Below are 24,187 nucleotides of genomic sequence, written 5' to 3'. Positions count from 1 at the left end.
AATGATAAAATAGTGGTGCTCATCAAGGTCCTTCTTTCTAATGGATTGTGTGGTAACACCATTAAAGACCTTGATGGGTTTTTCTGTCCACTTAAATGTTCAACTTAAATTTTACAATCTGCCGGTTGAAATATCGCTACCGTTTTCATCTTGAATTTTGAAAAATGCTTCTTGCCATTTACCCTCTTTTTGAAAAATCCCGTCTGGGAAGTAAAAGGTAATTAGGCCTAATTGGCGATCATCACCTGGTTGATCGTCGTCAAAGCCTCCAGCGGCAACAAACGGAGTCGCATTACTATCTTTTCCGTAAAAGCGCATCTTCTTGTTACTCATGTCAACTGAGTTAGAGCCTGACTTAATCCAAAGCTTGCAATAGGCTTTAGCATCGCCCACGCGTCCTTGGAAGTAGTTAGTCAAGTCAGCAAAAGTAGCTACTGGCTTTTCTATATCTACTACTAAATAGTCTTTAATTGCCATTATTTATCCTCCTTCATCATGTGAAATTTCTTCAGAACATTTAACAGATCATTCAAAGCCATTTCAATCTGAGCCCAGTTATCATTGAGCACATTCTGATAATGTGTATCAATTAACAGACTTGTTGGCCGAGTTATTTTCACGTCTTCAAAATCTTTTTTAGTTCTGATATTAGCTAAGCCATTGGAACGAAAAATCCCAATGACTTGATCTAGATATAGTTTAATTGTGTCAAACGAGTGAACAATATAGAGCCATAGGGCTCGGTTAAAGCCCACATCTGGCAGAGAAAGTTGTGGCGGGTTAAATGAATAATTGTCCCCGACTAATACTCCAATCTTCTTGTAAATCGTCGATAGAGCATTAATTGCCTGACGATAGTTCGCTTTACTAACACTAACGATCTGTTCATATTCGCCAATCTGTTTCATTTTTACACTGGTAACCTCAGCATTGGTTACTTCCTGCATATTTAAAAAAGAACCATGCCGCATGTTAATAGTTGAAACTACCGCCTGGGGCCCAGTCCAGTTACTTAGGTCATTCACATTAGCTGATTGCACCAGCATTTCACCAGAATCGGCCACACCGGGCACTGAACCAGTAATATGGTCACAATAAAAGTAAATGGTATCGCCATCAATCAAAGTCTCACCGGCTTCATACCAGACGGATTTACTCTCATTTGAGTGTTGAATATTATTCTTAATAATCGTAAATGGGCCCAAGTATGAATCTGATTCATATAACCAATAGGCATCAATTGATAGGTAATATTTACCATTCATCTTCCAGATATGCGGGTCCATGCCATGATCTTCATCGACTGGTTGCCAAGCGTTAGTAACTTCACCAGTGGCTGGGTCAAAATCAGCGACATAAATATGGCGTGAATCCGATACTGCACCCCAAACAATATGCCAGTCACCACTATAATCAGTGAAAAACTCAGGCGCCCAAACGTCCTTATAACCATCGCGTTGTAAGAAGGAAGTATCGAACTCTTTGAAGCCGTTAAAATTTTTAGTCCGGTATAACCCGGTCGTCCCCGTGATCCAATAGTAATCCTTATATTTAGCAATGTTGCCGTCACGTAGGTTGCCTAACTGTGGGAACTCAGCAATAACCACCCAGTTAATTGCATCATTAGAGCCGCTCAGAACTGGGATGGCTTTCCATAGATTGGTTGAACTCTCTCCGGCTGGATCAAACCCAAAGTAGATGAATTTGTAGTGGCTCATCTGATCTAAAATATCAGTTGCCATTTGATCACCTACTTTTTCTTTGGATTTTGTAGTTCTGCAATCTTTTGTTTTAACTCGTCATTTTGAGCTTGCAATGTTGCGTTTTCGATCTCCAGGTTAGCATTGCGAACCGCTAATTTAGTTAGTACATCTTTAGTTTCCATTATTCTTAGCTACCTCTTTCTTTAATTGCACGACTTGCATTTGTAACGATGCGATACTTTTCATCATCGCAGCTTGGATGGTTTGCTGAGCAGTAGGCTGTGGCTTGGTTTCTATTTCAGCACCAATCACGTTGACTTTGGACGGATCACCGCCGTTTTCCTTAGTCAGCTCTTTTTGAATTTGAATAGCTTGCGCCATCATCTTTTGCTGAGCTTGTTTTAGCAAGTCTTCGTCAATCTGTGGAAAGATTGGTGAACCATCATCGTTAAAGCCAACTGGATTATCAGTACCAACCGTCATGACGTTAGGCGTAGAGCCGTCGCCGTTCAAGACAACCTTCATGACGGCAATATCAGCACCGGACTCATCGGTCACGGTATCAGTTAGATAGACTTCTTTCTTCATCTCCTGGCCTCCTATATAGATTGACTAGGGTCGTGATAGGCATTGCCTGGTCCTGCGTGCTGGAAGTCGGTGTAATCGCCACCCCACTTCGTTGGCGTGAAGTAATGCCCAGAGGCGTCAAAAAGTGTTACCCTTCCGCTCTTAGGAAACGCAATGCCACCCTCCATAGGGCCCGCTTGTACCAGGGCTGGATAACGCTCATTGTTATCCCAGCCTGTCCAACTAACCCATGTTGATTTGATGTAGTTATCGGCACCGAATGGGTGGAAGTAGACGGGATCAAAGAAGTGACTACCAATTTCGTGCTTGCCTGAACCAGAGGCTTCATATAAAAAGCCATTGTAGTAAGATGGCGGTCCTTTGATTGAACGGGCTAATGAGAAGAAGTCACCACCATATGGGTAGCCATACTGTTGTTGGGTTTCGACAACGAACCCAATTCCGTTAAGACTGGTCGAATCGCCATAGCTCCCATCCGTATTATCCACCAGTACGGAAAATGAACCTAGTTGTTCATAAGCATCGTTAGTCGTAGCGCTGAAGCTCATCCCAGCAGCGTTGACGTTAACTTTGGCAGTCCCTCTGTTCTGTGAGAAAAGTGGGGTATTCCGATTGTTGCTCACAATGTTAACCCCATCATTACCGATTGAAATCGAGTTACCGTTACCGTCACTCATCGGGACACGGATATATCCGGTTGTGATCTTGCCTGCATCCAGACTTGTAATAGCTGCTGATGGAATGAATGCTTTAGTATTCGGCCCCATGATTACGCTGTCAGCGTCCATGTAGATCTTTTGGGACTGAATCAGTGTCCGCCCGGCTTCCAGATTGAGTTGACTAATCAGATCACCTTTCTGAACCCGCATGTTCATATCATCCGTTAACATGTTAAGGGCTGTCTGAACGTTCTCACCAGATGTCAGGGTTAGGTTTGCGATGTGCAAAGTACCCTTCCATTTGTTCGTCCGAATGGCAATGTGCTTGGCTTTATCCTTACTCCAATCACCGGCAACGATGATCTTGCGATAGTGGCCTGTCTGGCCTTTGACTGCATGCGTATAATCGATACCCCAGATGATCCAAGGCGTGTCGTCCAGCTGGACAAAGAAATCACAGTCACTGCCCTTCGCATCAGCTGTGTAATCGAACTCAAGATCTAGCCGGGTGCCCTTTTTGATCTTACTAACGTCAAAGTCAACAAGATTGATATAGTCATTGTCGACCCCCTTCGTCCACTCCATATCAGCGGAGGCAACATTAGCAAGTGATGATCCGGTCAGCTTGACCTGGTAGGTGTTCGCCAACTGGGTAACCGTTGACTGATCAGCTTTATTCTTGACCGTACTCTGCACACCATCGACCGACGCCGTGATCTCCTGGATCTTCTTATCCGTCGCATCGGCATTGTCACCGACCTTCTTGTCGAGGCTGGTGATCGTCTCACTGATCGTATCGGCTTTCTGATCAACGATACTCTGGACTGCTGACTGGGTAGTGTAGCCCTTGCTGTCTACGTAGTCCTTCATCGCTGTCTCGGTGACCGCATTCTTGATCTGGTCAGCCATGATCTGTTGCTGAGCCGACTGGTCCTTGTACGCCTTAGTCAGCGTATCAATCTGCGACTTGTCGACCTTGCTGTCGAGTTGGCCAGCAACCAAGTTGATTTGCCCGGTCAAGTTCTCGATCGTCTTGTTCTGATTGTCGACCGTAGTCTGGTCGACCTTGCCGGAGAGCGCCTTCGAGGTGGCACTGATTTCTTCGGTGTTGGTAGTGACCTGCTGCTTTAAGTCAGCAAGCTCCTTAGCACTAGCCCCAGCACTGGTAGCCGTCTCCACACTTGATAACCGCTCGGATATCTCGTTAGCCGCCGCTGACAGCTGTAGCACTTGACTGTTAGCATTCGTAGCCGTGACAGCCGCACCAGAAGCCGTGACCGTCGCTTGCACTGCTTCTGAGTGGGCGTTGGTTGCTTCCACGCTGGCGCCACTGGCCGTCAGCACCGCTTGGGTAGCTTGACTCTGGGCATTGTCAGCCTTTACCGATGCCTCACTAGCTGTTTGGGTAGCCGTAGTAGCTTCACCCTTAGCGTCCAGTGCCGTCTGGTTAGCCGCACTAGCCGTCTGAGTAGCAACAATCGCATTAGACTGAGCATCCTTAGCGATTGCCTGTGTACTGCCTTGAGCGACTTTAAGCTCGTTGATAGCACCGCTGGTTGACTTACTCTGGAGTGCTATAGCGTCGCTGTTCTTGACGATTGCCGCTGAGTTAGTGCCAACTTGCACCTTCAGATCGTCAGCCGCCGCCTTAGCACTAGCAACCGCTGAGGTAATCCCATCGTGGAGTTGCTTACTATCACTAGCCGCACTTGCTTGCGCTTGACTAACAGCTGATTCGACATCAGATACGTGTTTGTTAGCATCACTGATCGCATTCATAGCCGCTGCTGATGCTGACTTCAGTGCCTCATCAGCCGCCACTTGGGCACTGGCCATTGCCTTAATAGCATCGGAATTCACCTTGCTGTTAGCTACCGCTGAATCGGCTTTCTTGACGGCTTCATTGGCATTCGACACCGCCTGAGGTATCTCGGCAGTAGCACTGTCGACTTCCTTTTTGACACGATCGGCAGTACCACCGTTCCAGATCTTGTCGATGTCGTTGTCGTCGAAATTCAGCCCGTCAAATGAAAGGAACACGTGAAAGTCGACACCGTTGTTAGGCGAAGTCCCCAAGCCAAACAGCCAAGGACGTTCAGTGTCGTAGCCCAGCTTACCGATGACTGGCGAAATATAAGGCGTATCATCCGTAGGCTTAGTTGGTTTAATTTCCGGGAACTGGTCACTGCTTTGACTTCCCGGAGCTGTCTTGTCCGCCATTGTCCTTGCCTCCTTTGCTATAGTCGACCATCCGTTTTACCTGATTGGGAGTAAACCTCAGGTTGGCCCAGTGGTCCTCCTGACGTGCTCCCAGCGCCCCATAGTAGTCCAGCGGGTTGTTGTTCGTGTTGATATCCTTGACGTCTTGGCGAATAGCTTCGTTGACATCTTTGAGAGCCAGCCCATTGTTGTTGAAGGTCAACGTGACTTCGCCATTAGGGTCAAAGTAGCGATCGTTACCCTCGATACCTACCAGCATGACATCAGTGTCCAGACCCCGTTCAGGGACTAGCAGGTGGACTACTTGGCCCAGCGTATTCAGCTCCGAGCCCCGATAGCCACTGATAGTCAGTGTTGCCTGCGGGTCATGCTGAACGGTCGTGTCTGCGTATGCTTTTAGGGCGTTCATATCGTAGATACTATCAACAGTTAGAATGGCTCCCCTGTGTCGGCCATACTTGTTGATACTGTCCTGATCTTCAAAGTGATAGACCAGTGAGTAGTATTCCTCTGTCGTAGTTGAGGTAGTACCAGCATCATCACCGCTATCACTAGGTACAGTTCCACCAGCAGTACCGTTCTTGATAGTTGCCAATGGGTCAATCCATGTACCGTCATTGCTGAAGGCATGGCCAAACGCCGCTGGTATAGACATACGAGTGATCCCAACGTGCAGGTGGTTAGTTGTCCGATAACCAATTACATCGCCTGTTTTAACAACATCGCCAACGTTAACCGTGATATTACTTGCGCTACCAAATGCTTCTTGATACTCAACGTTAAGCCCGGAAGAATCCTGGATAACACAGTACCAGTTGATACCACCGTTACCCCATGCCCGGCTAATCGTGCATCTACCGCCGTGAATGGCGTGTACTTCGTTACCAGGGTGGTCGATTGAACCAAAGTCAAGGCCATCATGGAAACCATTAGGTCGGAAACCACCGCCAGCGTTAACGCCGAACAGTTGACCACCTAAGAAGTGGCCCTCACCGCAAGGAAAAGGCCAACCCCAGGAGTTGTCCACTTTTGGCTGAATAGTGATTGTGGCTTTGCTGATCGGTGCCCCATGTGGAGACCAACCACCAGGCCCAGCAATTTGGTCACGCCAATCCGGAATATTCATCATGGCTACCAATTGATCCAACCCATGCATGGTATTTGTAAAAGGCGGACGGCAGTAGTAGTTGAACGTACTGTCGATGAATTGCAGTAGTCCTTTTGAAGGGTGCCCAGCGGCGGCGTTACTGTCCCAATTGTTAACTGCTGTCTCGTTACCGTTTGACTCGATGCGAATACGGTTTTTAATGTTTGCAATATCTGCATTAGACAGCTTTTCGCCAACCAATTCAGCGGCATTCTGCATAACGGGTGTCCAATCACCATTTACAGGTTCAGTAGCCCCGTTGGTTTGGCCGCCAGCGCCCAGTTCAGTCGTGATATCCTTTTCCATCTTGCCACCGTATACCCAGCAGTCGTTGACCAAGTTGGTCACATCTGACTGGATATCGACATTAGTCATATCATGCAGATAGCGCAGAGTAATCCCAGTTGGCTGCTTAAAGTGGGCCAAATCGTAGATGTCAATCGTACTGTCATGTGGTACCCAATAAGCACCATACAATTTCAGATTGTTGTTCAACCAGTCGTAAAGCGAGCCAGTACAATCAACTGCAGCCTGTGGGAAGTCACCATGTAGGACGTATTTAAGTCCCCAATCGTTAGGATTAAAAAAGTGACTAAGACGGTCATCTAGCGTGTATGTCTGCTGGACGGCTGTCTGCTTAGTCACAATTCCCGGTTGTTGGTCTCCGCTATCACCGTCACTGTTACCAGTGTCACTACCAGAAACTTCAGGGTTGCCCTCAGTAGGCGGTGCTTGATCGATACGAATATCTTTTAGTGCATCAATTACGAAGTGAGTTGCGGTGACCTGAAGTGTCGCCATGCCATTCTCATCATTACGGCTCTCAACTTGCTGGACGATATACCACTCACCTTTATACTGAACGTAGTGTTTCTCCTTAACAAAGTTAAAAGCGGCCGCATACTGCTTCGTATACGTCATGGTGAAACTGATCTCATAGGCGGTGCTAACTTGCATGTTAACTTTGAAAGACTTGTTCAAATCTTGCCAATCAACCCGTTCACCATTGCCGACAATCTTGCTAGGAAAAATATCAGTTACCATTACATACTGATGTTCCGTCATGATAACCACCAGTCCGGATAGTCAAAAGTTACTGTGCCACTGAAATTGTCAATCTGGAAGTCGTTCTTGCCAATCTGCAAAGTGATTACCCCCTTGTTGGTATAGTAATCATCAGATTTGCCGTTTAATGTTGGGCGCACACCATCGATGACATAGGTACCGTTGAAGTCCGAGCCTTTTAGCATCTTACCATCAGCATCCTGAACGCCTTCGCGCGTAAACACGTCACCGGTCGTCTTATTGGTGATCTTCATGTCGCCACTCGATTGTCCTTGAAGGGTCAACTTGAAAGGATGGCCCCGCCGCTCAGGGTCAATCATGACATCACTGTGATTAACGACTGTGAAGCTATTCGAATTGAACGTGTATTGAGGAGCAGCGTTATAGTTGTTGCCAAAGCCCATGACGGGGTCCTGTGTCGTTCCTACACTCCGGCTTAATCCGATTAGGTCAGTAAAGGCAACCTCACACGTCCAGTGCCGATCACCAGCAAAGGTAGGTGCTGCCAGCTTAGCCTTGACATAGTACATACGCTGGGGCCAGTTAGCAAAGCAGATCCAATAAGGATCCCGGGAAATTAAAAAGCGTTGCAAAGCATCGTAAGCCAGCTCTGCATCGCCTTCATCAATTCCTTCAAAGTAGATTTCCATCTTCAGCTCACGCGTGCTGTACGATGTCGACAGCAACCGTGAGCCGTCCATCAGGCCAATCTTTTGCAGGTTGTCTGTTGGGTTAGCTGGTTGCACGTCCGGTGCCTTGTAGCAGTAAGCACCGTCCAGGTTAGGGTCATCGAAACTGCTGGTCCAGTTAATGCCGTCCTTTGAGATAGCATACTCGATCGGGTCATAGCTAAGATAACGGCCAGGTGAACCAACTCCCATAGACCCCGGTTTCAGGAACGGGTATCTGGTCGGTTTATCTTTTCTGTCAGAAAATACTTTGATCAAAATATCAGCTCCTTAGAATATAATTCTTGGCATTGTACTTGTTGACGGGTCGTGCGACTTCATCAACAGATACGTGTGGGTGAATGTCGATGTTATCAAGCTTGTCAACCGCCGTCTTGATGAGTGCGATCACTTGATCGTTAAAGGCGCTGTTAGCTGGTGTTCGCCATTCTGGGTGGTTATTGGACATCGTTTGGTAAGCGTCCTGCATTAGCGGAAGCGCATTGCCGTTATATGGGTTAATGACGTACTCGTCTTGTTCCGCATTATCACCGATAAGGGCGTAGTCCCGGTGGGTCATATGGACACCAGAAGCCCAGCCATGACCGTTACCGATGTTGCCCCAGCCACCTTCACCACCACGATTAAGAGTAGCAATAGCAGCCAAAATCTGGTCGAATCCAGACATGATATTGTCGTGCCCAGGAACATGGTCGGCTTCGAAGGTGCTTCGCTTAAATTGGAGTAGCCCAACAGCACGACCAGAACCGTCACCATCTGGATCGTCACTACCGCCTAGCTGGATTTGCTTCTCTTTCCCACCAGATTCGGTTTGAATTTGGCGAAGAAGCTTACCAATTTGACCAGCAGATAGTGATACATGAAGTAGCCGTGCCGCAGACTTGATAACAGGTGTCCAATCACCATTGATTGGTTCCTTGATGATCCCCAGCAAGTCTTTCAACACGTTAGCGATACCACGTGAGAAACCAACAGCCATTGCTTCACCAAGATCAGATACAACCGGAACGTTTGAATTCCAGTCAGTCATCTTCAGAACCAAGTTCTTTGAAGCTTGAATAGGGTTGTTGATGAACTCCTGCGATATCTTATCCTGCTCGGCTTCTGAAAGTGTCCCCTCGGCATAGTGTGGGAACATAGCATTTGCCAGATAAGGAGCCGACCGCTTAGCATCAAGCACCATTGAACCAGCTTCGAGGTCACGAACAACATACTGACCCTGTGCAGTTCCCCAACCCTTGGACGGTTGCCAGATCAGCTCCGTCTTGTTGGCTTCGAGACCGTCATTAACGATAGCCTTGCCACCAGGGTGAGCGAATGTTCCGCGTGCATAGTGGATCGTTGACAGTTTCTTATCACCGCCAAAGTCACTGATAACCCCGTTAATACCGGAAATACCACGATTTAAGCGACTGATAATGTCTGACATAGCCTTTTGAGCAATACCAGGCAACTTATCAAACGCTGACCGCATCTCGCTGACAACGGAATCGTTCCAGCTCCGCCAACCACTAAGGAACTTGGAAGTAAAGGAACGTTCCCTGCCCTCAATAGCATCAAGGCGGTTAGTTACAATACTTAGAACTCGACTAAGTGACCGTTCTGGGGCGTTGGTCAATTCAGACCATACCCGTTGCCAATCACGGCTGAATGATGACCTGAATTGTGACAGGTCTCGTTCAATCGTTCGTGTCATGCTAGAGAACTTGGACTCGACAGAACCCCGACCGCTCATCGACTTGTTGGCAATCTGCATTTGTCTAGCAAGCTCATTGCCGAAGCGGTCCTTCTTGAGTGTCTTAGTTAAACTCTCAACACTCTTTTCCAGACGATCGAGTGGGTTGTTCTTGCCGTTAAATGGCTTCAATTCCTTGCTGAACTTCTGGAATTCGCTAGTCGTCTGCTTGACTGGCTTAGCAAACTCTTTCCAGTATTTAACTGACTCGCGAATTTCCTTAGTCAACCTTTGCAGTGTCTTAACCAGATCGCTCTTCTTGATCTCTTTGCTAAGCTTAGTGAACTCTTCACCAATTTTTGAACGATGTAAATCCTTTTCAAGCTTGCTTAGATCTTTATCAAACGTGCCTAAGCCGCTCTTCTTGCCGGTTAAGTCTCTCATAGACTTACTGATCGTGTCGAGCGGCTTTTTCATATTTTGGAAAGACTTAGAAGCTTGCTTAATCGGCTTAGAAACAGCCAGCCAATACTTAGCCGACTGCTTCAAAGACTTGTTCATCGAATTAAGCTCTTTGGTCGGGTCATTCTTCTTGATCGTTGATTTGAGTGTCCGCAGTGTTTTGATGTACGCATTGACGGCTGCATTCATCTGCTTGATGTTTGCAATATCTGCCCTCGAGTAGTGGTTGCCGCCTAATGATTTAATCTCGTGCTGGCTTGGCTCTTTAGAATGGCCGGAATGTGATCCTTTCTTGCCGATGGTTTTATCCCACCAGTCGCCCATTCCTTTCCAGAATGATTGCCATCCTTTACCTATCGTCGACCAGACTTTACCCCAGTCGTGTTTGACAAAAATATCGTCTAAGACTTTGCCAATGCTATTGCCAAACTTTCCGACGGATGGACCAATCTTTCCACCAATTGCACGACCAATAAGGCCACCAAGCGCCGCACCAGCAGGTCCCCCGAAGAAGAAACCAATACCGGCACCAATACCAGCACCTGCGGCTTTACCAATATCACGTGAACGAGTAGTTCCATTATGCGTAGTAAATGCACCAGTAACATCTTTAACCAAGTCATAAGCTTCAATGGCTAAGCCAACGCCCGAGATAATTCGGCCGCCAAGAGAACGACCAACCTGTGCAAATCGTGAAGCATTTGTCTTAGCGGCAAAGCGAGTAATAAAGTTACCTCCAGCCATATTCCCAGATCGAAGGGCTTCTTCTGGTGCTGGTGCAAACAGGTCTTTTGCCCAGTTTTTACCACCAATTAGCCATTTCTTGGGGTCAATGCGAACCTTGGAAATTCTCTCTAAGTTTGATAGAGCATCGCCTAAAAAGTGGCCCGTAAATTTGAGGCCAGTTAGTTTACCTAATCCGTGCCCAATTAATCCAATGCCGTCTGCAATTTTAAACAGCTTGCTGTAAGCAAACTGAGTAGCCAAAACAGCACCGATGCCTTCAAGAATGCCCATCGCAATCTTATTCTTGCTAATGTGGTCCAGCGCAGTTGCAACACTATCTAGTGCATCGCCCTTCTTACCAGACATGGCATTGATTGCTTTGCCAATTAACTTGAGTGGAATGGTGACAGCTTTCCAAACACCTTTACCCAGGACGACCGCCATTCTACCAAGAGAACTAACAATCTCTCCCAGGTCTTTGGCATGCTGTGGAGTTAACCACTTAGCAAACTTCGTAGCTAATTCCGCAACGGCTTCCCCTAATTGCTTGAATTCAGGTTGCAACGTCTGGAGCGACTTGGACAGTGCACCAAGTCCTTGGCCAGAACTCTGTGCTAGTGGTGCCATCATCGTTTTCCACGAATTGGCCCATGTTTGCTTGATATTATTTAACGCACCCTGCGTGGTGCTATCCCAGCCTTTGGCATTCTCTCGATATGACTTAGAAGCCCGTTCCAAAATATCGTTGAACTGGTCAGCAGTCATCTTGCCAGAACTAAGCAAGTCATCAAACGATTTCTTACTCATTCCACTAGCTTTCTGCAAGGCAGCAGTAAGACCGGGAGCCTGTTTTTCGAGGCGACCAAGTGACTGGCTGGTGACTTTCCCAGATGCTTCAATCCGAGTTAATCCGTTAGCAAATGCATCTGCTTGATTGCCAGATAGCCGGAGCGAATCGGTGATTGAACCAACCCCCTTCGACAAGGCAATGGCTTGCCGCGCACTACCAGTCAGCCCGTAGAAACGAGTAACTAAGTTACCAACTGCCGCACCAGTCATACCAGTGTTTTCTTTCAAATCAGCTACTGCTGCACCGGTGGCTTTAATTTCGCTAGCGGTCATACCCAGTGATTTCCAACGATTAGCGACTAATGTCCCAGCTTGTGCGGCCTGAAAGCCTTGAATTGCAAAGCCTTTTAAGCTAGTAGTAGCTGATTGAATACCGTTGGCAATCAGATTACCGAACACGAAGCTCTTAGTTAATGAACCACCAGACTTTTTAACCCGATTGATTGCTCGTTGCAATAACGACAGTTTCTCATTAGTTCCGTTGTCGTCATACTTTGGCTTGATTACCGGATCGTCTTTAGCGAGTTGCTTAATGGCATCATCGAGTTGCTTAGTTTTGCTATCGGCTTCGGTAGTATCAGCGTCAAATTTAACTTTTTTGTCGCCCTTAAGCTTATCAATCGTGTTGTTAAGCTTATGCAGTGACTCGTCAGTCTGACTAGCATTCGCTTTAACATCATTTAGTGATGTTCGGAAACCTGCAGTATCGGTAGCGCTAGAATTGAACTTCATCCCCAGTGACGACATATGTTGCTGCAGGTTCTCCATTGCCTGATTAGTTCGAGCAATGACAGAGGTTAAGCGGTCCTCACCAGTTATTCGTACGATTTTGTTTACTAAAACTTCAGACACGTTTAACCTCCTCCCTTACGCTTTCGATTGAGATACTTACCAAAGACAACACGAAATTGCTTCTGGCGTTCAGCTTTCTCTCGTTGTTGCTTCTGATATTCAGCATTATTAAAGTTGCTGATCGCTTCTTGACTCTTCCGAAGATCATTAGAAATAGCATCATCGTTGTCATTCTTATCAACTAGCACTGCTGGCACAGTAGCCTTAGTGAGTTGGAAAGAATAGCTTCGATCATTAAGCAATCGCTGTTGTGCTCCTGCCAGCATGTATTCAAACTGCGCTGGTGTGAGCCTGTATAGATCTTGTGGAGTAAAAGGGCCAAGGTACGTGTTCGCCGTTTTAAGACGGTTCAGCATATCTTGGTCCCAGCGATTAATTAAAGCCCTAACTTCTTTAGGCGAGCTTTCAGTTCCTTCTCCATTGCTTCCGCCTGCCGCAGACTTACTTCTGCCGCTTGCTTGTCGTCTTTGTTCGTAATACCGGATAAAGCTTCTTTGGCGTTCTTTACTTGACTCTTGACGGAATTTAAGTAATACGTCAGGTTCATCTGAAAAAAACCGCACTTCTTCATTTCTTCGCAAAGTTCCTTGAAAGCTTCATCGCCCTTGCTGAACGTGCCGTTGGCTTCAAGAGCATTGGCTACATCACGAGCAGACGGCAGTTGCTTTGCTGGTACATCTAATGCGTAGCGGTAGCCAGCTACCAGGGCCTTTGGATCACCGTCTACAATTTGACCGATTAAGCGGCGGAATCCTTCTGCATCATCGGTGGAGTAATCCTTAGTAAGTCGTTCAGCAAACGTAAAGCCAAACTTCAAGCCGTATTCATGACCATTAATCTTTAACATATTTATCCTCCTTAAAACGCCCGCCCTTGCGTACTGTGTATTTCATAGGCGAGCCTTACCGTTTATTAAGCCGTAGTAGGCTGTGTTGGTTGCGTGATTTCCGGTTGTGTTGGTTGAGCTGGCGCCGGACTAGGAGTTACTCGCAGGTTTGGAACCGTCCAGACCAATAGTAGCGGTGTGGTCACCAGCGTGTGAATCATCGGACGTGTTGTCGATAACTTCACCGTTCTCGTCAACACCAAAGTCACCTGGCTTACCGAAGTTGAAGTATTTAATGGTGTCGGTAAAGATACCGTCATCGAAATCTTCCTTGGTAAGGGTGAATGGGTAGCCGTCTTCGTCATAACGACGTGTAGCACCCTGCACTTCGAACGTAACGTTCTGGCTCACTGGAGTGTTAAGGGCTTCGGTCTCTGGCAGTGCTGAAATAAGCACGACAGCCATTTCTGCATCAACAACTTGCTTGCCGCTGACAGTCCGCAGAGTGTTCCAGTCTACCCGGTATAAGAGCATTTCTTCACCGTGTTCCCAGGTGTAGTACAGGTCACGGGCCACATCGGTCTTGAACCCGTCACCGGTGGTCATAACAACGTTGACTACTCGTTGCTGGTTAATAGAGCCGGTGTCCTTGACGTTGAATTGCTTAGTAGCGGTAGTACCAAGTGCCTTGGTGTTAGTACCGGATGAAGCACCTTGCGTGCCCAGAATATGGCACGGAGTACCCGTCTTTTCGTGCTTGATTAACTTGTAGTAGTACATAACCTTATTGGCAGAGTGTGCGCCGACAATTTTCTTGCCGTCTAATGTTGCTGGCATTTATTTTTCCTCCTAACTAAAAAACGCCACTAAAAAGCGGTGTCCTCGATAATGTCGTAATTAACTCTGATGATTTGTCTGTTTAAGATGCGGTTAGTTGAACTATCCACCATTGACGTTAAGCTTGGTTCCCCGTTCATATCCACTAGGAAGCCCTCTACGCCAATTTGACGTAACTTGTGCATAATCTTATACGCAATAGTTAAACCCTCTTCTAGGCCGTCCTGTGCGGTTATGACATCAAGCTGGAAAGTGTGCTCATATTGACGGGCATTGACGAATTGATTCGTCGAGTTGCTGGTCAATAGTTGCACCCGGCAGATAGGGAGTTCCATGTTCTCGACATCTTGTGATGCTGAATAAGTGGTAACTCCTGCCTTGTTGATGGCTTCAACGATCGCATAATACAGCGCTACTGAAGGCGGCATTAACTAAACCCCCTTCTGATTGCTTCGTTTACCTTGTCGTCAAACTCACCGTGAAGCTGGTTCAGCCCCAGATGATGAACGGTGTCCTCGAATGGGTGGTGTGCTGGATAATCACGGGTCAGTAGGCCAAACTCGAATGCTTGTGAGTAGTTGTACCCGCCGTTGGTGATATTCGAAAAGATACGGTGCTTGTTATCGTCATGGTGATCTTTGACGGTATCAACCAAATGTTGGTTGTTTACCTTACGATCAAACGCAGGCGATTCCGGACCATATCCAGACTTGCTGTGGTACTGCCGCTCTTTGATGAGGTCGGTTACCTCTTTAACAACGGCGTTGGCTTCACCATTAACCGCCCTGTCAACTTGAACGTCAGCATCGGCAGCCATGTTCCGCAATTGAGTACCAGCATCACCGAACCCGTTCTTATCCAGTGTGGCGGCTAGTTCAGCGAACGATTGTTTATCCATTTCATACCCCAGATCAATCTCTGGAATGTGATCATTGTTCCAACTCATCGCTCGTCACCCCCGTATCATTGGCAAAGTAAATATCAGTTCGGTTGGCGTGCTTGCGGATCTGAACCACCGTGAGATAACTCCGCTTGTTGACGTACTTGTCCTCCACACCTAATCGTGGATAAAAGACATACTTAGCGAACACGTTACCCCGCACCCGTGCAACCCAGGTCATGGTGTATTGCTTCCCGAACAGGTCGTTCTGCAATTGGGCACCGTTGACTTCGGTTACATGGGCCATAACCGTCTGGAATGATGGTATCTCCTTATCGTCAAGCGCACTATGGACCTTCTTCACCGTCACCAGCGTGATTGGCCTAAATCGTCTTGCTACCATGACACAACACGCCCTCTCGAACCTTTACCATCACGATTGGCGAGGTACTGGTTCAGCAGTGCTGTGTACGGGTCTAGCTCGTTGTCTTGAAAAGACCAGCTGGCCCCTTCTTCACTATACGACTTAGTACCATCAGCATCGGTTGACGACTGGACATAATGCGCTTCTGCCATTCGGATAACGATAACCTCCAGAACAGACGGAAGTTTATCCTCACCGACATATAAGCAGACCATATCCGAAGCCTGCTTAATGTAATTGGTGAGCACATCATCAAGGCTTGCATCAGCAATTCCTTTATCGGTTTTAACCGTGTTTAAGATGCTCTGAACTTCGCTGTTATTCTCCATTCAGATCACCGCCTTATTACTTACCCGTCTTAGGTGTGCCACCGTTGCCGCCGCCAGTAGTAGATTGGGCCTTCTGCTTTGGAATGAAGTCGTTGTCGATCTTGGCCTTGTAGGCAACGATACCGATCTTACGAGGGTCAACAACGCAATCCCACATAGTGCCGTCAGTAAGCTTTTCTGGGTCGAATTCATCGTTGATGGTACCCAGGGCGCTAGCTGACAGAGTAGTACCCATAACGTGTGTAGCAGCCAAACGCCGGTTGATAACGCTGGTACGACCACCTTGCTTAGATGGTTCACGGAATACTTCAACAGCATTCTCTGGAGTTTGTACCTTGTAGCCAACAGAACCAGTCCGGAAGATGTAGCTAGTAGCAACTTGACCGTCCAAAGGAATATCATCATCAACCAGAATCCGCATGCCGTTGTAAGTACCGAATGGAGATACAACCGTGTTTTGTGGAATCTGGGTATCAACCATTTGGTTAGCCTTCATCTGGGCATATGCCGCAGAGTTAACAGCGATAACAGAGAAGGCGTTGTCTTGCAGGTCGCCCATCTTAGCGATAGTAGCCAGGAAACCACGAGCACTGAAGTTGTTGCTAGAGTCATCAAAGACCTTAGCAGTAGCAATATCAGTGTTGCTCAGCGTGCCCTTAACCACGTTCAGCAGTTGGTGTTGGTCAACACGTGCCCAGTAAGCACCGAACCGAGAAGCGATTACTTGGTCAATTGGTGCGCCGGAATAAATCTTGGACCAGTCAGTACGACCGAAGCTCTTTACTTGAGCGAACTTGAACCCGTATTGGGTGCCAGTAGTCGTGGAAGCTACTTCGATGTCGTGCTTATCGTTCCATACTTGTGGAGCACCGGAAAGATCGTTGATGTAAGGCATCGTCAGCACGTTACCCGGTTGGAGTAATTGGTTGCCAATGTCGAAGTTGCTGGTAGTAATACCAGATTGAATGAAGCGGTTAGTCTTGGTTGAAATGTTTTGTACATAATCAGTGAAGACTTCAGGAATGATAGCCTTCGATAGAGTAAAGTAATCGTCTGCCATTTATATTTCCTCCTTGTTAGTTGGCACTCTTGTCTTTCAGAGCTTGGTAAGCGGCCGGGTCTTCTTGGAACAGTTGCCGTTTCTCCATGTAGCTCATCTGGTCAAATGATTTAGTTGTTGGGACAGTCTTAGTAGCATCAACCCCGGACTTTGGAATCTCCTTGTTAGCAGTCCGCTGGTGGATCTCATTCTTGACTTCCGTTTGAATCAACGCCTTGAACCGATCAATCATGCGATGCGTAGTGTCAATATCCTTTTGGACAAACAGATCAACATCTTCGGCAGGAATGTGCAGTCCGGCAGCGGCCAAAGCATCACGAGTGTTGAGTTTGCGTTCACGGGCTTCAATATCGGCCCGCTCTTGAGCAAGTTGTTCTTGAAGCGCCTTACGATCAGCTTCAGCGCGTTCATCAGCAGACATCTTCGCCCGCTTTTCACCGTCTTCTCGCGCCTTAGCAACCTCATTGGCAAGGGTCTTCTTGAATTCTTTCGTTAGTTCACTCTTAACCTTGTCAACTTGTGCATTAACGGCATTGGCTAGTTCTTCGCGAGTAAAGTTCTTTCCTTCCTTTGGCTCTTCCTTAGGCTGTTCTTGTTGTTGATCGTTTTCCTTTGGTTCGACCACATCTTGGTTGTTGTTCTTATCGTTTCCGTTCATAGCTAAATCCTCCTGTTTAACGTCCAGCGACGAATACTCGTTTAACGCCCGGCGGCGAATTCGTTGTTCTTTACCGACTGCCACGATAAAAGTCCAAAATAAAAGCCGGTGCATTTCTGCATCGACTATTCGTCTTCATATTCAACTATCCAGCACTGGCAGTTGGGGTGCATTGGTGGCAAGTTGACACCCTCCTGGGCATCGTCCACGTCATACACGTTTCCATCTAAATCAGTGCATTCTTGGCACGAATTAACAGCTTCCAATGATAAGAAGCGGTACTTAGTAACCCCACGTGCTTTGAAGTCACTAATTGTTGCTCCGTTCAATTGACGGCATGACTCTGTTCGTATGATACGTTGGGCTTTTCGACTAGCCCCACCATGTGACTTGGTGCCAGTAAGAATGCGGTCTACTTTCTTAGCCCAATCAATGCTTGCTTCATTAGTCATACTGGCCTGTTTGGCAAGCTCCTTAATACGAGTAACCGTGCTTTGAACATCACGGTTGATCATACTTGCAGGCGATTGCTGTTGTGCTTGTGTACGTGACACACTTTGTTGAAGCATCGCATTGTAATTAGGTGGCATCTGGTGAAGCTCTGGAGTAATCGTGTGCTGTTCTTGTGAGATACGCCCCACTTCGCTCGGCACTCGTTTCTCCTGCCTAGCCATTACTCGGTGCATTTGCTTGGCTACTTTAATCATCGGTAAAGCAACCCTAGCAGTTTCCAAGTCGCCATTGTTCGGGTGGCCCAAAGTAATCGAAGAAAGATAAACAGCAACCAGGGGAGCCACCGTATCTTCGTTAGCTTCGATTAATTGCTGCCTCACGTCCTCCAGATCGTTTTTTGATGGTTTTCCTGACCAATTAGCCTTAGAAGCAATAAAAGCGCTAATTTCACCCTTAATTTGGCGATTAGCACGTCTATATAATTGCTCAATCTGTTTGCCATATACCGTGTTGGCACCATAGACTGATCTAATCAGCCTACGCATCTGCTTCTTACTTAGCATTCTTACCACCACGCTGGGCGTTCAAGATAAAGTCGGTCGGTGACATAGGTTTCTCACCTGCTTGTTGCAGATTCTGCTGTGCCTTCTGCTTAGCCGCTGCTAAATCAACTGGGTTAACGCCTTGCAATGGCCCACCGTCGAACTGGCCTTGGCCCTCAGCTGTCTTCTGTTCTTCCTTGATACGTTGTTCTTCGGCATCAGCAGATACACCAGTGACAACAGCACCAAACGCACGTAACGTCTGATCGCTAAACAGCCCCGTGTTAGCAAGCTGAACCAAGTCTTGGACAATCTCGGTATCGTTGTTAGGCAGGTTAGGCGTATAGGTGATAACGAAGTTGTTCGCATCATCTTCCTTGATACCCGGTTCACCGTTGGCATACCAATACGATGTCAGCATGCGCAAGCGCCGCATGATGCCACGACTGAACAACGACTTCTGCATCGACATTTCTTGATCCTGCCCGAACAGCTTGTAAGCCATCGCTACACCAGAGTTATTGCCACCGAAGTTTTGATCGCTGGTGTCTGGAGTGTTGGTGTCCTTGTGGATGTCAGCCGCTAACCGTTCAACGTACAGTTTCCAGCCTGCTTCATTAATCTGCTTAGTAAGATACTCAGCAGATGATGGAACAATGGTGTTCCCGTTAGCATCCGGAATGATTGACGGCTTCAAGAACAGGTAAGGATCTTTGGCATCAATCTTTGGAAGCATAATCGGGTTGCCATCATCGTCTAAAATTGGTTTGCCATCATGTCCGACAACAGCTTCCATATCTGCGTCAATGTCACCATTAATGACGAACTTAGCATTGGCAAAGTCTTCCTCACTGTTAGCCATTTCAGACATTGCTTTATCGTAAGCGTCAATCTCATCAAGCTTGGTTTCCCAATCGCCCGTGCGATCTTCGTTGTTGATAAACTCGGTCATCGGTTCTACGCCGAAGCCCGTGTTATCTTCGCCAAGCAATTGCATATCAGCATTGGTCGGGTTTTCACCTGCATAGTAGTGATAGATGGTGTCGGCATCGTACACATCAACATAGTAGCCTTGTGTACCTGCGTCATCGTAATCGACTAGGTAATACCGCACACCAAACAACGGGCGCTGTTCAATGCTGGTGTCGTAGACAACAAACGCCGTCAACGGGTCAATGGCTTTCAGCTTAACCTGTGCCGTGTTCAGTGAACCGTCCTCGTTCTCCGTTGGCTGATCGGTGTATAGCAGCTCATAAGCTCGTCCAGTGACGCTTAGGTTCGTCTTCATAACCTTTTCATGGTACGTCTCATCATTCAGACGGTTAAACTCTTCGACAGCATCAACAACGGGCGGCTTGGTTGCACTATCGTCTGACCATTGCATCTTGATTGGCTTGCCCATCATGTAACCAACTCTCATGTTGGTGATGAACTTAGGGAAACCAGACGCAACCCGGTTATCAGCACGGTTGAGAAACTTCTTATTGTTCCGCCAGTAGTGGATATCGTTATCGCCCAGATAATAGCGTTCGAGTTCGGCAATCCGTGGCGCTTCGTACTGATAATGGTGCGCTAAAAACTTAACGACAACCTCACTAATCGAAGCGGGGTTGCCGTTATCAAATGCCTGATGATAAAGCTCCGCAGGCATGGTATAGATCTTGTTACTGTCATCATCGAACCGGTGGCCATCAAGCATCTTGCCTCGTGACCAGATCCAACGATCATTTGTTTTTGCCATATTAGCCTCCTTAGATACCCAGACGACGTAACGTCTGCCGGGCCTTGTTCTTGTTGACACGTGGGAACTGTTTCTTCTGCTCTTCAAGGTGCATTGGCGTAGCTATGCAGTAACGCACCGCATCTTGGGCGTGATCGTTCTCTTTCTTTGGCATGCCAGTCTTCTCATCCCAGATATACTGATATATTTCGTTTATGAAGTTAGGCGCCGCATCTTTAACCACATAAAACCTGTGTTGCTTAATCAGCCCAGCAACCTTTTCCACACCGTCCAAGATATTCTTGTAACCATACTTGGTGTTGATATGGTGCTGGTTGAAGTTGCTGATGTGCTCCGTCCGTGCGGTATCAGCCCAGAATGGCATTTGATAGCCGTACTTCTGTTGGAACTCCTTAGCCTTGCTGATCCAATACGGGTCAACCTGCTTGAATTGACCATATGCTTCATCAACCAGGTAGTAGTTACCCTTGTCATCACGTCCAATCACTTCAATAGCAGTTGGGTGATCATAACCCCAGTCAATGCCAGCGGAATACGTTAGATTTTCCGGCAGATCTTTACGGTCAATGGTCATGGTACGCTCGTCGAAGTCTTTATAGACAGCCCCTTCACCGGTGACCCATAAGCCAAGAACAGCACGATCATAGTACATTCCCGATGGCGTCATTGCCTTTAGCGAGGAACGGTATTCCTCTGGCAAAAACGTGTTGTCGTCAAGAATAAAGTGAAACGTCTTGACCTTTGCCGCCGGATCATGGTTATCAATGTAGTCCGTCTTCAGCCAATGTTGTGGGTTGTCTGGGTTGGTATCACAGATAATCCGTGCCCCAGGTTTGGAACAACGTTGAACGATTTCTTGGAAAGCTTCCTGCGTTGCCAGCGAAGCCTCGTTGATATAAGCGCCGTATGACGTCATACCACGAATGGCACTAGCACCACGAATGTTCCCAGTGTACGTTGGGACAACATCAACACCGAAAATATGATAATGGCCGTGTCGATCAATCTTTGGATCCAGACCAAGCGAGCTTCTTAGTTCGCCGATAACGTTGTTCTGAATTGAGTTAGACGAATAGCCAGCGAGAATGTACATCGGCCGCTTATCATTGTTCTTTTTGGCCTCAATTGCTATCCGCTGAAGTTCAGCAAGAAACAGAATGTTGTCGATAAACGTCTTACCAGAACGAACGGCACCATAATTGATGAGATACTTCCAATCAGAATGCTCATAACTCCATAAGACCCACTGCTGCTTAGCTGTCAGAACTTTGTTTACTTTGATTTTCATGGTTCTGATCAACTCCTTCTTTCAGCAGGTCAATGAAGGTACCAACAGCTTTAGTAACATCTTGACCACCGTCTTCATAGCTCTTAGCACGCGCTTCACTAATGCGAGTGTCAGCATCAAGTTTTCTAAGCTGAGCTTTAACTACTGGGTCATCAAGTGGATAGCGTTTCATGATTTCTCTAGCTGCAGACAATTTATCCTTCATACTGGGCTTCTTGCGTATCGTGATCACGTCTCTAGCGGTTGCCATTGCTACTTCTTCAGTTTCCTCTTCCCGCAAAACACGTGTATAGAATTCAAGCACCTCTTTAGCATCGGCAATCTTATGTGACTCGATCTCAGCCATTTTCGCGTCAATATAGTGTTTTAGGTTAACATTAGTTAACAATCTACTAGAAGCTGCCTTTGCAGAACCGTTATTTTTGACGCTATAACCAGCTTTAATATAGGCTTCGGTGGCATTACCACTCTTTATGTATTCATCTGCAAACAATCGTTGTTTTGCTGTCAATTTCATGGCATATCACCACACCACCTTTCTATCTATATGTTATGTATGCTCTCTGTTGCAGTGGAGGCGCTTGGTTCGAAGAGGCAAGCGCCTCCTTGGGGTCAGTCCTACTTCTTGACCTCAATCAGAATGAGTAATAGAATTAGTAGTGTCAAGTTTAAGTTATTCATGGGAATCACCTCCTCACAATTTACTTGGGAGGTGATTCCCATTTTTTTGTTGCCTGACTGACCCCAAATAGTTTTATGGGGATGCTATTACTTGAAGTAACGTTCAAGCATAATATCTTTTAGTTCCATTAAGTAGCGGTTCTCTTCGTTGTTGCAAGTGATCATTAATTGCTTCCACATCTGAGCAAACATAACAACAATCGCTGGTAACTTATCCCACTTCTTAACTTCAATCTTAAAAGTCTTACTGTTAGTCAAAGTAACTATGCTTTCATCGCTAAGCGCTATTCCATCATCTTTGAATTGCTCGTTTAATTCTTTGCTGGTTTGCGTTCCTTCTTGAAGTGATTTGATTAGTGGCATTAATCCAAGATCACTAGCCATCTTCTTATTGATAGTTAGCTTGACGGCACCCTTTTCAGCAGATACCCGGTTCAATTGTTCAGCAAGCTTTTCAAGCGATGAGTGTTGAACCGTTTCCTTTTTCATCTCAATGTAACGATTAGGAGTTAAGATATAATCTTGTCCCTTAATGGTTTCAATTGAAGCGACTTTTGATAGGCCCGGCTCATCTGCTGGCTTGTCTAATAACGACATAACCTTATTAATAGCATCGTCACTTAATACGTTGACCTTCTTCTTGTAAACACGGTTAGTGTGTGACTTGCTGCCAACCTGTCCTCGTTGTTCTCGTACTTCTTCTGTTGCCAATGAAGAGGCATTAACCATTAAAATGTTGGATGTCTGCTTTTTCTTATTGAAGATTAGTAGTGAAGTTGGAATACTGGTACTTTCAAACATTCGATCAGGTAAGCTAATTACTGCTTCTAAGTAGTTCTTTTCAACTAGGCTTGCTTTAATCGCTTGTTCTTCTTTGTTGTTAGTACTTAACACGCCATTAGGCAATAAGAAAACGGCCTTATCCTGTTTAGATAGCGCCGTTAAGATAAAAGCATAATTAGCATTGCTTTCTGGTGGCACACCAAGAAGAAATCGTTCTTGTGACTGAGCAAAGAATGGGTGCTGCCACTTCATGTTATATGGTGGATTACTAATTGTTGTCGCCATTTTCAATCACCTTTCCGAATTCATCCCCTGTTACGACTCGCCAACTATTAGTGACTTCTTGTTGCAACACATCCATCTGATAAATTTTTGCTTTAATATTCCGCACTGCTAGATTAAACAATAAAATTGGAATTACCTTTTCATCAAATTCTAGGCATTCAGCTTCAATATCATGATTGAGGTTCCAACATTGAATAGTTAAAGCACCACTACCAGCACACATATCAATAATGTGTTTCTCATCGTTACGTAGAGCTAGGCTTGCCATTAACTTTGCTAGACTTGTAGGCGTATAATCTTGCTTCTTATCCTTGCGGTCCGCTTCGTAATACTGAAAAATCTTTTGGAGCCAATCAATACTTAAATCACCGACTAATTCCTTAAATTTAGCTTTAGTATCATTATCATTCCAATAACTCGGTAACTTCTTAATCAGTTCGGCTGTGTTCTTAGAATTAAATAACACTAACGTCTTTTCGGTTAGTTCTTTCAGTTCCATTAACAGGCTCCTCCTAAATCAGCGCAAAATAAAAGACGGTAGCTAATGCTATCGCCTTAATTATTTAATCTGTTATGTACTTTAAAAGCTGGCAAGCGTTGACCTGCCGGCTTTTTCTTATGTATTCGTTTCCGGGTACGTTCAGCATGGTTTAGCATATACAACTCAGCATTGCTGCTGACCGTTCCCCAATTCTTAGTCCACTTCATTCACTTTCACCTCAATAAAAAAGCGCCCAGCAAACGCTAGACGCTAAATTGATATGA

Annotated in this window: 23 protein-coding genes; all 23 read right to left on the bottom strand. The window is 46.4% G+C overall.

Annotation, left to right across the window (positions count from 1 at the left end):
• Positions 1-111: 111 nt before the first annotated feature.
• Positions 112-477, bottom strand: a complete 366-nt coding sequence (locus OCT58_RS04360; protein WP_267201646.1) for a BppU family phage baseplate upper protein — start codon at positions 475-477, stop codon at positions 112-114.
• The gene (locus OCT58_RS04355; protein WP_267201645.1) at positions 477-1,742 is read right to left on the bottom strand and encodes a glycoside hydrolase family protein; all 1,266 of its coding nucleotides are present in this window, start codon (positions 1,740-1,742) and stop codon (positions 477-479) included. The genes OCT58_RS04360 and OCT58_RS04355 overlap by 1 nt, the downstream gene beginning before the upstream one ends.
• 8 nt (positions 1,743-1,750) lie before the next feature.
• Positions 1,751-1,885 carry a hypothetical protein gene (locus tag OCT58_RS04350; RefSeq protein ID WP_267201644.1) on the bottom strand — a complete coding sequence of 45 codons (135 nt, stop codon included), beginning with the start codon at positions 1,883-1,885 and terminating at the stop codon, positions 1,751-1,753.
• Positions 1,875-2,291, bottom strand: a complete 417-nt coding sequence (locus OCT58_RS04345; RefSeq protein ID WP_267201643.1) for a hypothetical protein — start codon at positions 2,289-2,291, stop codon at positions 1,875-1,877. The genes OCT58_RS04350 and OCT58_RS04345 overlap by 11 nt, the downstream gene beginning before the upstream one ends.
• An 11-nt stretch (positions 2,292-2,302) precedes the next feature.
• Positions 2,303-5,170, bottom strand: coding sequence for a hypothetical protein (locus OCT58_RS04340; protein ID WP_267201642.1), 2,868 nt, complete (start codon positions 5,168-5,170; stop codon positions 2,303-2,305).
• On the bottom strand, positions 5,133-7,382 hold the full coding sequence (locus tag OCT58_RS04335; protein ID WP_267201641.1) for a phage tail protein: 2,250 nt from the start codon (positions 7,380-7,382) through the stop codon (positions 5,133-5,135). The genes OCT58_RS04340 and OCT58_RS04335 overlap by 38 nt, the downstream gene beginning before the upstream one ends.
• Entirely contained in the window at positions 7,379-8,263 is an 885-nt protein-coding gene (locus tag OCT58_RS04330; RefSeq protein WP_267201640.1) for a phage tail domain-containing protein, read from the bottom strand. Before OCT58_RS04330 ends, OCT58_RS04335 begins: the two co-directional genes overlap by 4 nt.
• 70 nt (positions 8,264-8,333) lie before the next feature.
• Positions 8,334-12,635 carry a tape measure protein gene (locus OCT58_RS04325; protein WP_267201639.1) on the bottom strand — a complete coding sequence of 1,434 codons (4,302 nt, stop codon included), beginning with the start codon at positions 12,633-12,635 and terminating at the stop codon, positions 8,334-8,336.
• A 2-nt stretch (positions 12,636-12,637) separates the two neighbouring features.
• On the bottom strand, positions 12,638-12,877 hold the full coding sequence (locus OCT58_RS04320; RefSeq protein ID WP_267201638.1) for a hypothetical protein: 240 nt from the start codon (positions 12,875-12,877) through the stop codon (positions 12,638-12,640).
• A 134-nt stretch (positions 12,878-13,011) separates the two neighbouring features.
• Positions 13,012-13,482 (bottom strand): tail assembly chaperone, encoded by a 471-nt coding sequence (locus tag OCT58_RS04315; RefSeq protein WP_267201636.1) that lies wholly within the window; start codon positions 13,480-13,482, stop codon positions 13,012-13,014.
• A gap of 129 nt (positions 13,483-13,611) precedes the next feature.
• Complete coding sequence (locus tag OCT58_RS04310; RefSeq protein ID WP_267201635.1) at positions 13,612-14,298, bottom strand: hypothetical protein; 687 nt, start codon at positions 14,296-14,298, stop codon at positions 13,612-13,614.
• A gap of 29 nt (positions 14,299-14,327) precedes the next feature.
• Positions 14,328-14,726 carry a hypothetical protein gene (locus OCT58_RS04305; protein ID WP_267201634.1) on the bottom strand — a complete coding sequence of 133 codons (399 nt, stop codon included), beginning with the start codon at positions 14,724-14,726 and terminating at the stop codon, positions 14,328-14,330.
• The gene (locus OCT58_RS04300; protein ID WP_267201633.1) at positions 14,726-15,244 is read right to left on the bottom strand and encodes a hypothetical protein; all 519 of its coding nucleotides are present in this window, start codon (positions 15,242-15,244) and stop codon (positions 14,726-14,728) included. Before OCT58_RS04300 ends, OCT58_RS04305 begins: the two co-directional genes overlap by 1 nt.
• On the bottom strand, positions 15,228-15,581 hold the full coding sequence (locus OCT58_RS04295) for a hypothetical protein (RefSeq protein WP_267201632.1): 354 nt from the start codon (positions 15,579-15,581) through the stop codon (positions 15,228-15,230). The genes OCT58_RS04300 and OCT58_RS04295 overlap by 17 nt, the downstream gene beginning before the upstream one ends.
• Positions 15,575-15,931: a phage head-tail connector protein gene (locus OCT58_RS04290; protein WP_267201630.1), complete on the bottom strand. Its 357-nt coding sequence runs from the start codon at positions 15,929-15,931 to the stop codon at positions 15,575-15,577. Before OCT58_RS04290 ends, OCT58_RS04295 begins: the two co-directional genes overlap by 7 nt.
• Before the next feature lie 16 nt (positions 15,932-15,947).
• The gene (locus OCT58_RS04285; RefSeq protein WP_267201629.1) at positions 15,948-16,991 is read right to left on the bottom strand and encodes a replication protein; all 1,044 of its coding nucleotides are present in this window, start codon (positions 16,989-16,991) and stop codon (positions 15,948-15,950) included.
• 16 nt (positions 16,992-17,007) lie between these two features.
• Positions 17,008-17,649 carry a capsid assembly scaffolding protein Gp46 family protein gene (locus tag OCT58_RS04280; protein ID WP_267201628.1) on the bottom strand — a complete coding sequence of 214 codons (642 nt, stop codon included), beginning with the start codon at positions 17,647-17,649 and terminating at the stop codon, positions 17,008-17,010.
• 125 nt (positions 17,650-17,774) lie between these two features.
• The gene (locus tag OCT58_RS04275) at positions 17,775-18,665 is read right to left on the bottom strand and encodes a minor capsid protein (protein ID WP_267201627.1); all 891 of its coding nucleotides are present in this window, start codon (positions 18,663-18,665) and stop codon (positions 17,775-17,777) included.
• On the bottom strand, positions 18,655-20,385 hold the full coding sequence (locus OCT58_RS04270) for a phage portal protein (protein ID WP_267201626.1): 1,731 nt from the start codon (positions 20,383-20,385) through the stop codon (positions 18,655-18,657). Before OCT58_RS04270 ends, OCT58_RS04275 begins: the two co-directional genes overlap by 11 nt.
• Before the next feature lie 10 nt (positions 20,386-20,395).
• Positions 20,396-21,667, bottom strand: a complete 1,272-nt coding sequence (locus OCT58_RS04265) for a PBSX family phage terminase large subunit (protein ID WP_267201647.1) — start codon at positions 21,665-21,667, stop codon at positions 20,396-20,398.
• Complete coding sequence (locus tag OCT58_RS04260; protein WP_267201625.1) at positions 21,639-22,190, bottom strand: terminase small subunit; 552 nt, start codon at positions 22,188-22,190, stop codon at positions 21,639-21,641. The genes OCT58_RS04265 and OCT58_RS04260 overlap by 29 nt, the downstream gene beginning before the upstream one ends.
• Before the next feature lie 251 nt (positions 22,191-22,441).
• On the bottom strand, positions 22,442-23,422 hold the full coding sequence (locus OCT58_RS04255) for an N-6 DNA methylase (RefSeq protein ID WP_267201624.1): 981 nt from the start codon (positions 23,420-23,422) through the stop codon (positions 22,442-22,444).
• Positions 23,406-23,921, bottom strand: coding sequence for an N-6 DNA methylase (locus OCT58_RS04250; protein WP_267201623.1), 516 nt, complete (start codon positions 23,919-23,921; stop codon positions 23,406-23,408). The genes OCT58_RS04255 and OCT58_RS04250 overlap by 17 nt, the downstream gene beginning before the upstream one ends.
• Positions 23,922-24,187 lie beyond the last annotated feature (266 nt).

The sequence above is a fragment of the Limosilactobacillus kribbianus genome (assembly GCF_026413145.1).
GTDB lineage: Bacteria > Bacillota > Bacilli > Lactobacillales > Lactobacillaceae > Limosilactobacillus > Limosilactobacillus kribbianus.
This window is presented reverse-complemented; position numbering and strand designations above follow the sequence as displayed.

Bases quoted from the DNA above. Each gene is read 5' to 3' on its own strand.
- OCT58_RS04360 (WP_267201646.1), bottom strand. From the start codon at position 477: ATGGCAATTAAAGACTATTTAGTAGTAGATATAGAAAAGCCAGTAGCT.
- OCT58_RS04355 (WP_267201645.1), bottom strand. From the start codon at position 1,742: ATGGCAACTGATATTTTAGATCAGATGAGCCACTACAAATTCATCTAC.
- OCT58_RS04350 (WP_267201644.1), bottom strand. From the start codon at position 1,885: ATGGAAACTAAAGATGTACTAACTAAATTAGCGGTTCGCAATGCTAAC.
- OCT58_RS04345 (WP_267201643.1), bottom strand. From the start codon at position 2,291: ATGAAGAAAGAAGTCTATCTAACTGATACCGTGACCGATGAGTCCGGT.
- OCT58_RS04340 (WP_267201642.1), bottom strand. From the start codon at position 5,170: ATGGCGGACAAGACAGCTCCGGGAAGTCAAAGCAGTGACCAGTTCCCG.
- OCT58_RS04335 (WP_267201641.1), bottom strand. From the start codon at position 7,382: ATGACGGAACATCAGTATGTAATGGTAACTGATATTTTTCCTAGCAAG.
- OCT58_RS04330 (WP_267201640.1), bottom strand. From the start codon at position 8,263: ATGGGAGTTGGTTCACCTGGCCGTTATCTTAGCTATGACCCGATCGAG.
- OCT58_RS04315 (WP_267201636.1), bottom strand. From the start codon at position 13,482: ATGTTAAAGATTAATGGTCATGAATACGGCTTGAAGTTTGGCTTTACG.
- OCT58_RS04310 (WP_267201635.1), bottom strand. From the start codon at position 14,298: ATGCCAGCAACATTAGACGGCAAGAAAATTGTCGGCGCACACTCTGCC.
- OCT58_RS04305 (WP_267201634.1), bottom strand. From the start codon at position 14,726: ATGCCGCCTTCAGTAGCGCTGTATTATGCGATCGTTGAAGCCATCAAC.
- OCT58_RS04300 (WP_267201633.1), bottom strand. From the start codon at position 15,244: ATGAGTTGGAACAATGATCACATTCCAGAGATTGATCTGGGGTATGAA.
- OCT58_RS04295 (WP_267201632.1), bottom strand. From the start codon at position 15,581: ATGGTAGCAAGACGATTTAGGCCAATCACGCTGGTGACGGTGAAGAAG.
- OCT58_RS04290 (WP_267201630.1), bottom strand. From the start codon at position 15,931: ATGGAGAATAACAGCGAAGTTCAGAGCATCTTAAACACGGTTAAAACC.
- OCT58_RS04285 (WP_267201629.1), bottom strand. From the start codon at position 16,991: ATGGCAGACGATTACTTTACTCTATCGAAGGCTATCATTCCTGAAGTC.
- OCT58_RS04280 (WP_267201628.1), bottom strand. From the start codon at position 17,649: ATGAACGGAAACGATAAGAACAACAACCAAGATGTGGTCGAACCAAAG.
- OCT58_RS04275 (WP_267201627.1), bottom strand. From the start codon at position 18,665: ATGCTAAGTAAGAAGCAGATGCGTAGGCTGATTAGATCAGTCTATGGT.
- OCT58_RS04270 (WP_267201626.1), bottom strand. From the start codon at position 20,385: ATGGCAAAAACAAATGATCGTTGGATCTGGTCACGAGGCAAGATGCTT.
- OCT58_RS04260 (WP_267201625.1), bottom strand. From the start codon at position 22,190: ATGAAATTGACAGCAAAACAACGATTGTTTGCAGATGAATACATAAAG.
- OCT58_RS04255 (WP_267201624.1), bottom strand. From the start codon at position 23,422: ATGGCGACAACAATTAGTAATCCACCATATAACATGAAGTGGCAGCAC.
- OCT58_RS04250 (WP_267201623.1), bottom strand. From the start codon at position 23,921: ATGGAACTGAAAGAACTAACCGAAAAGACGTTAGTGTTATTTAATTCT.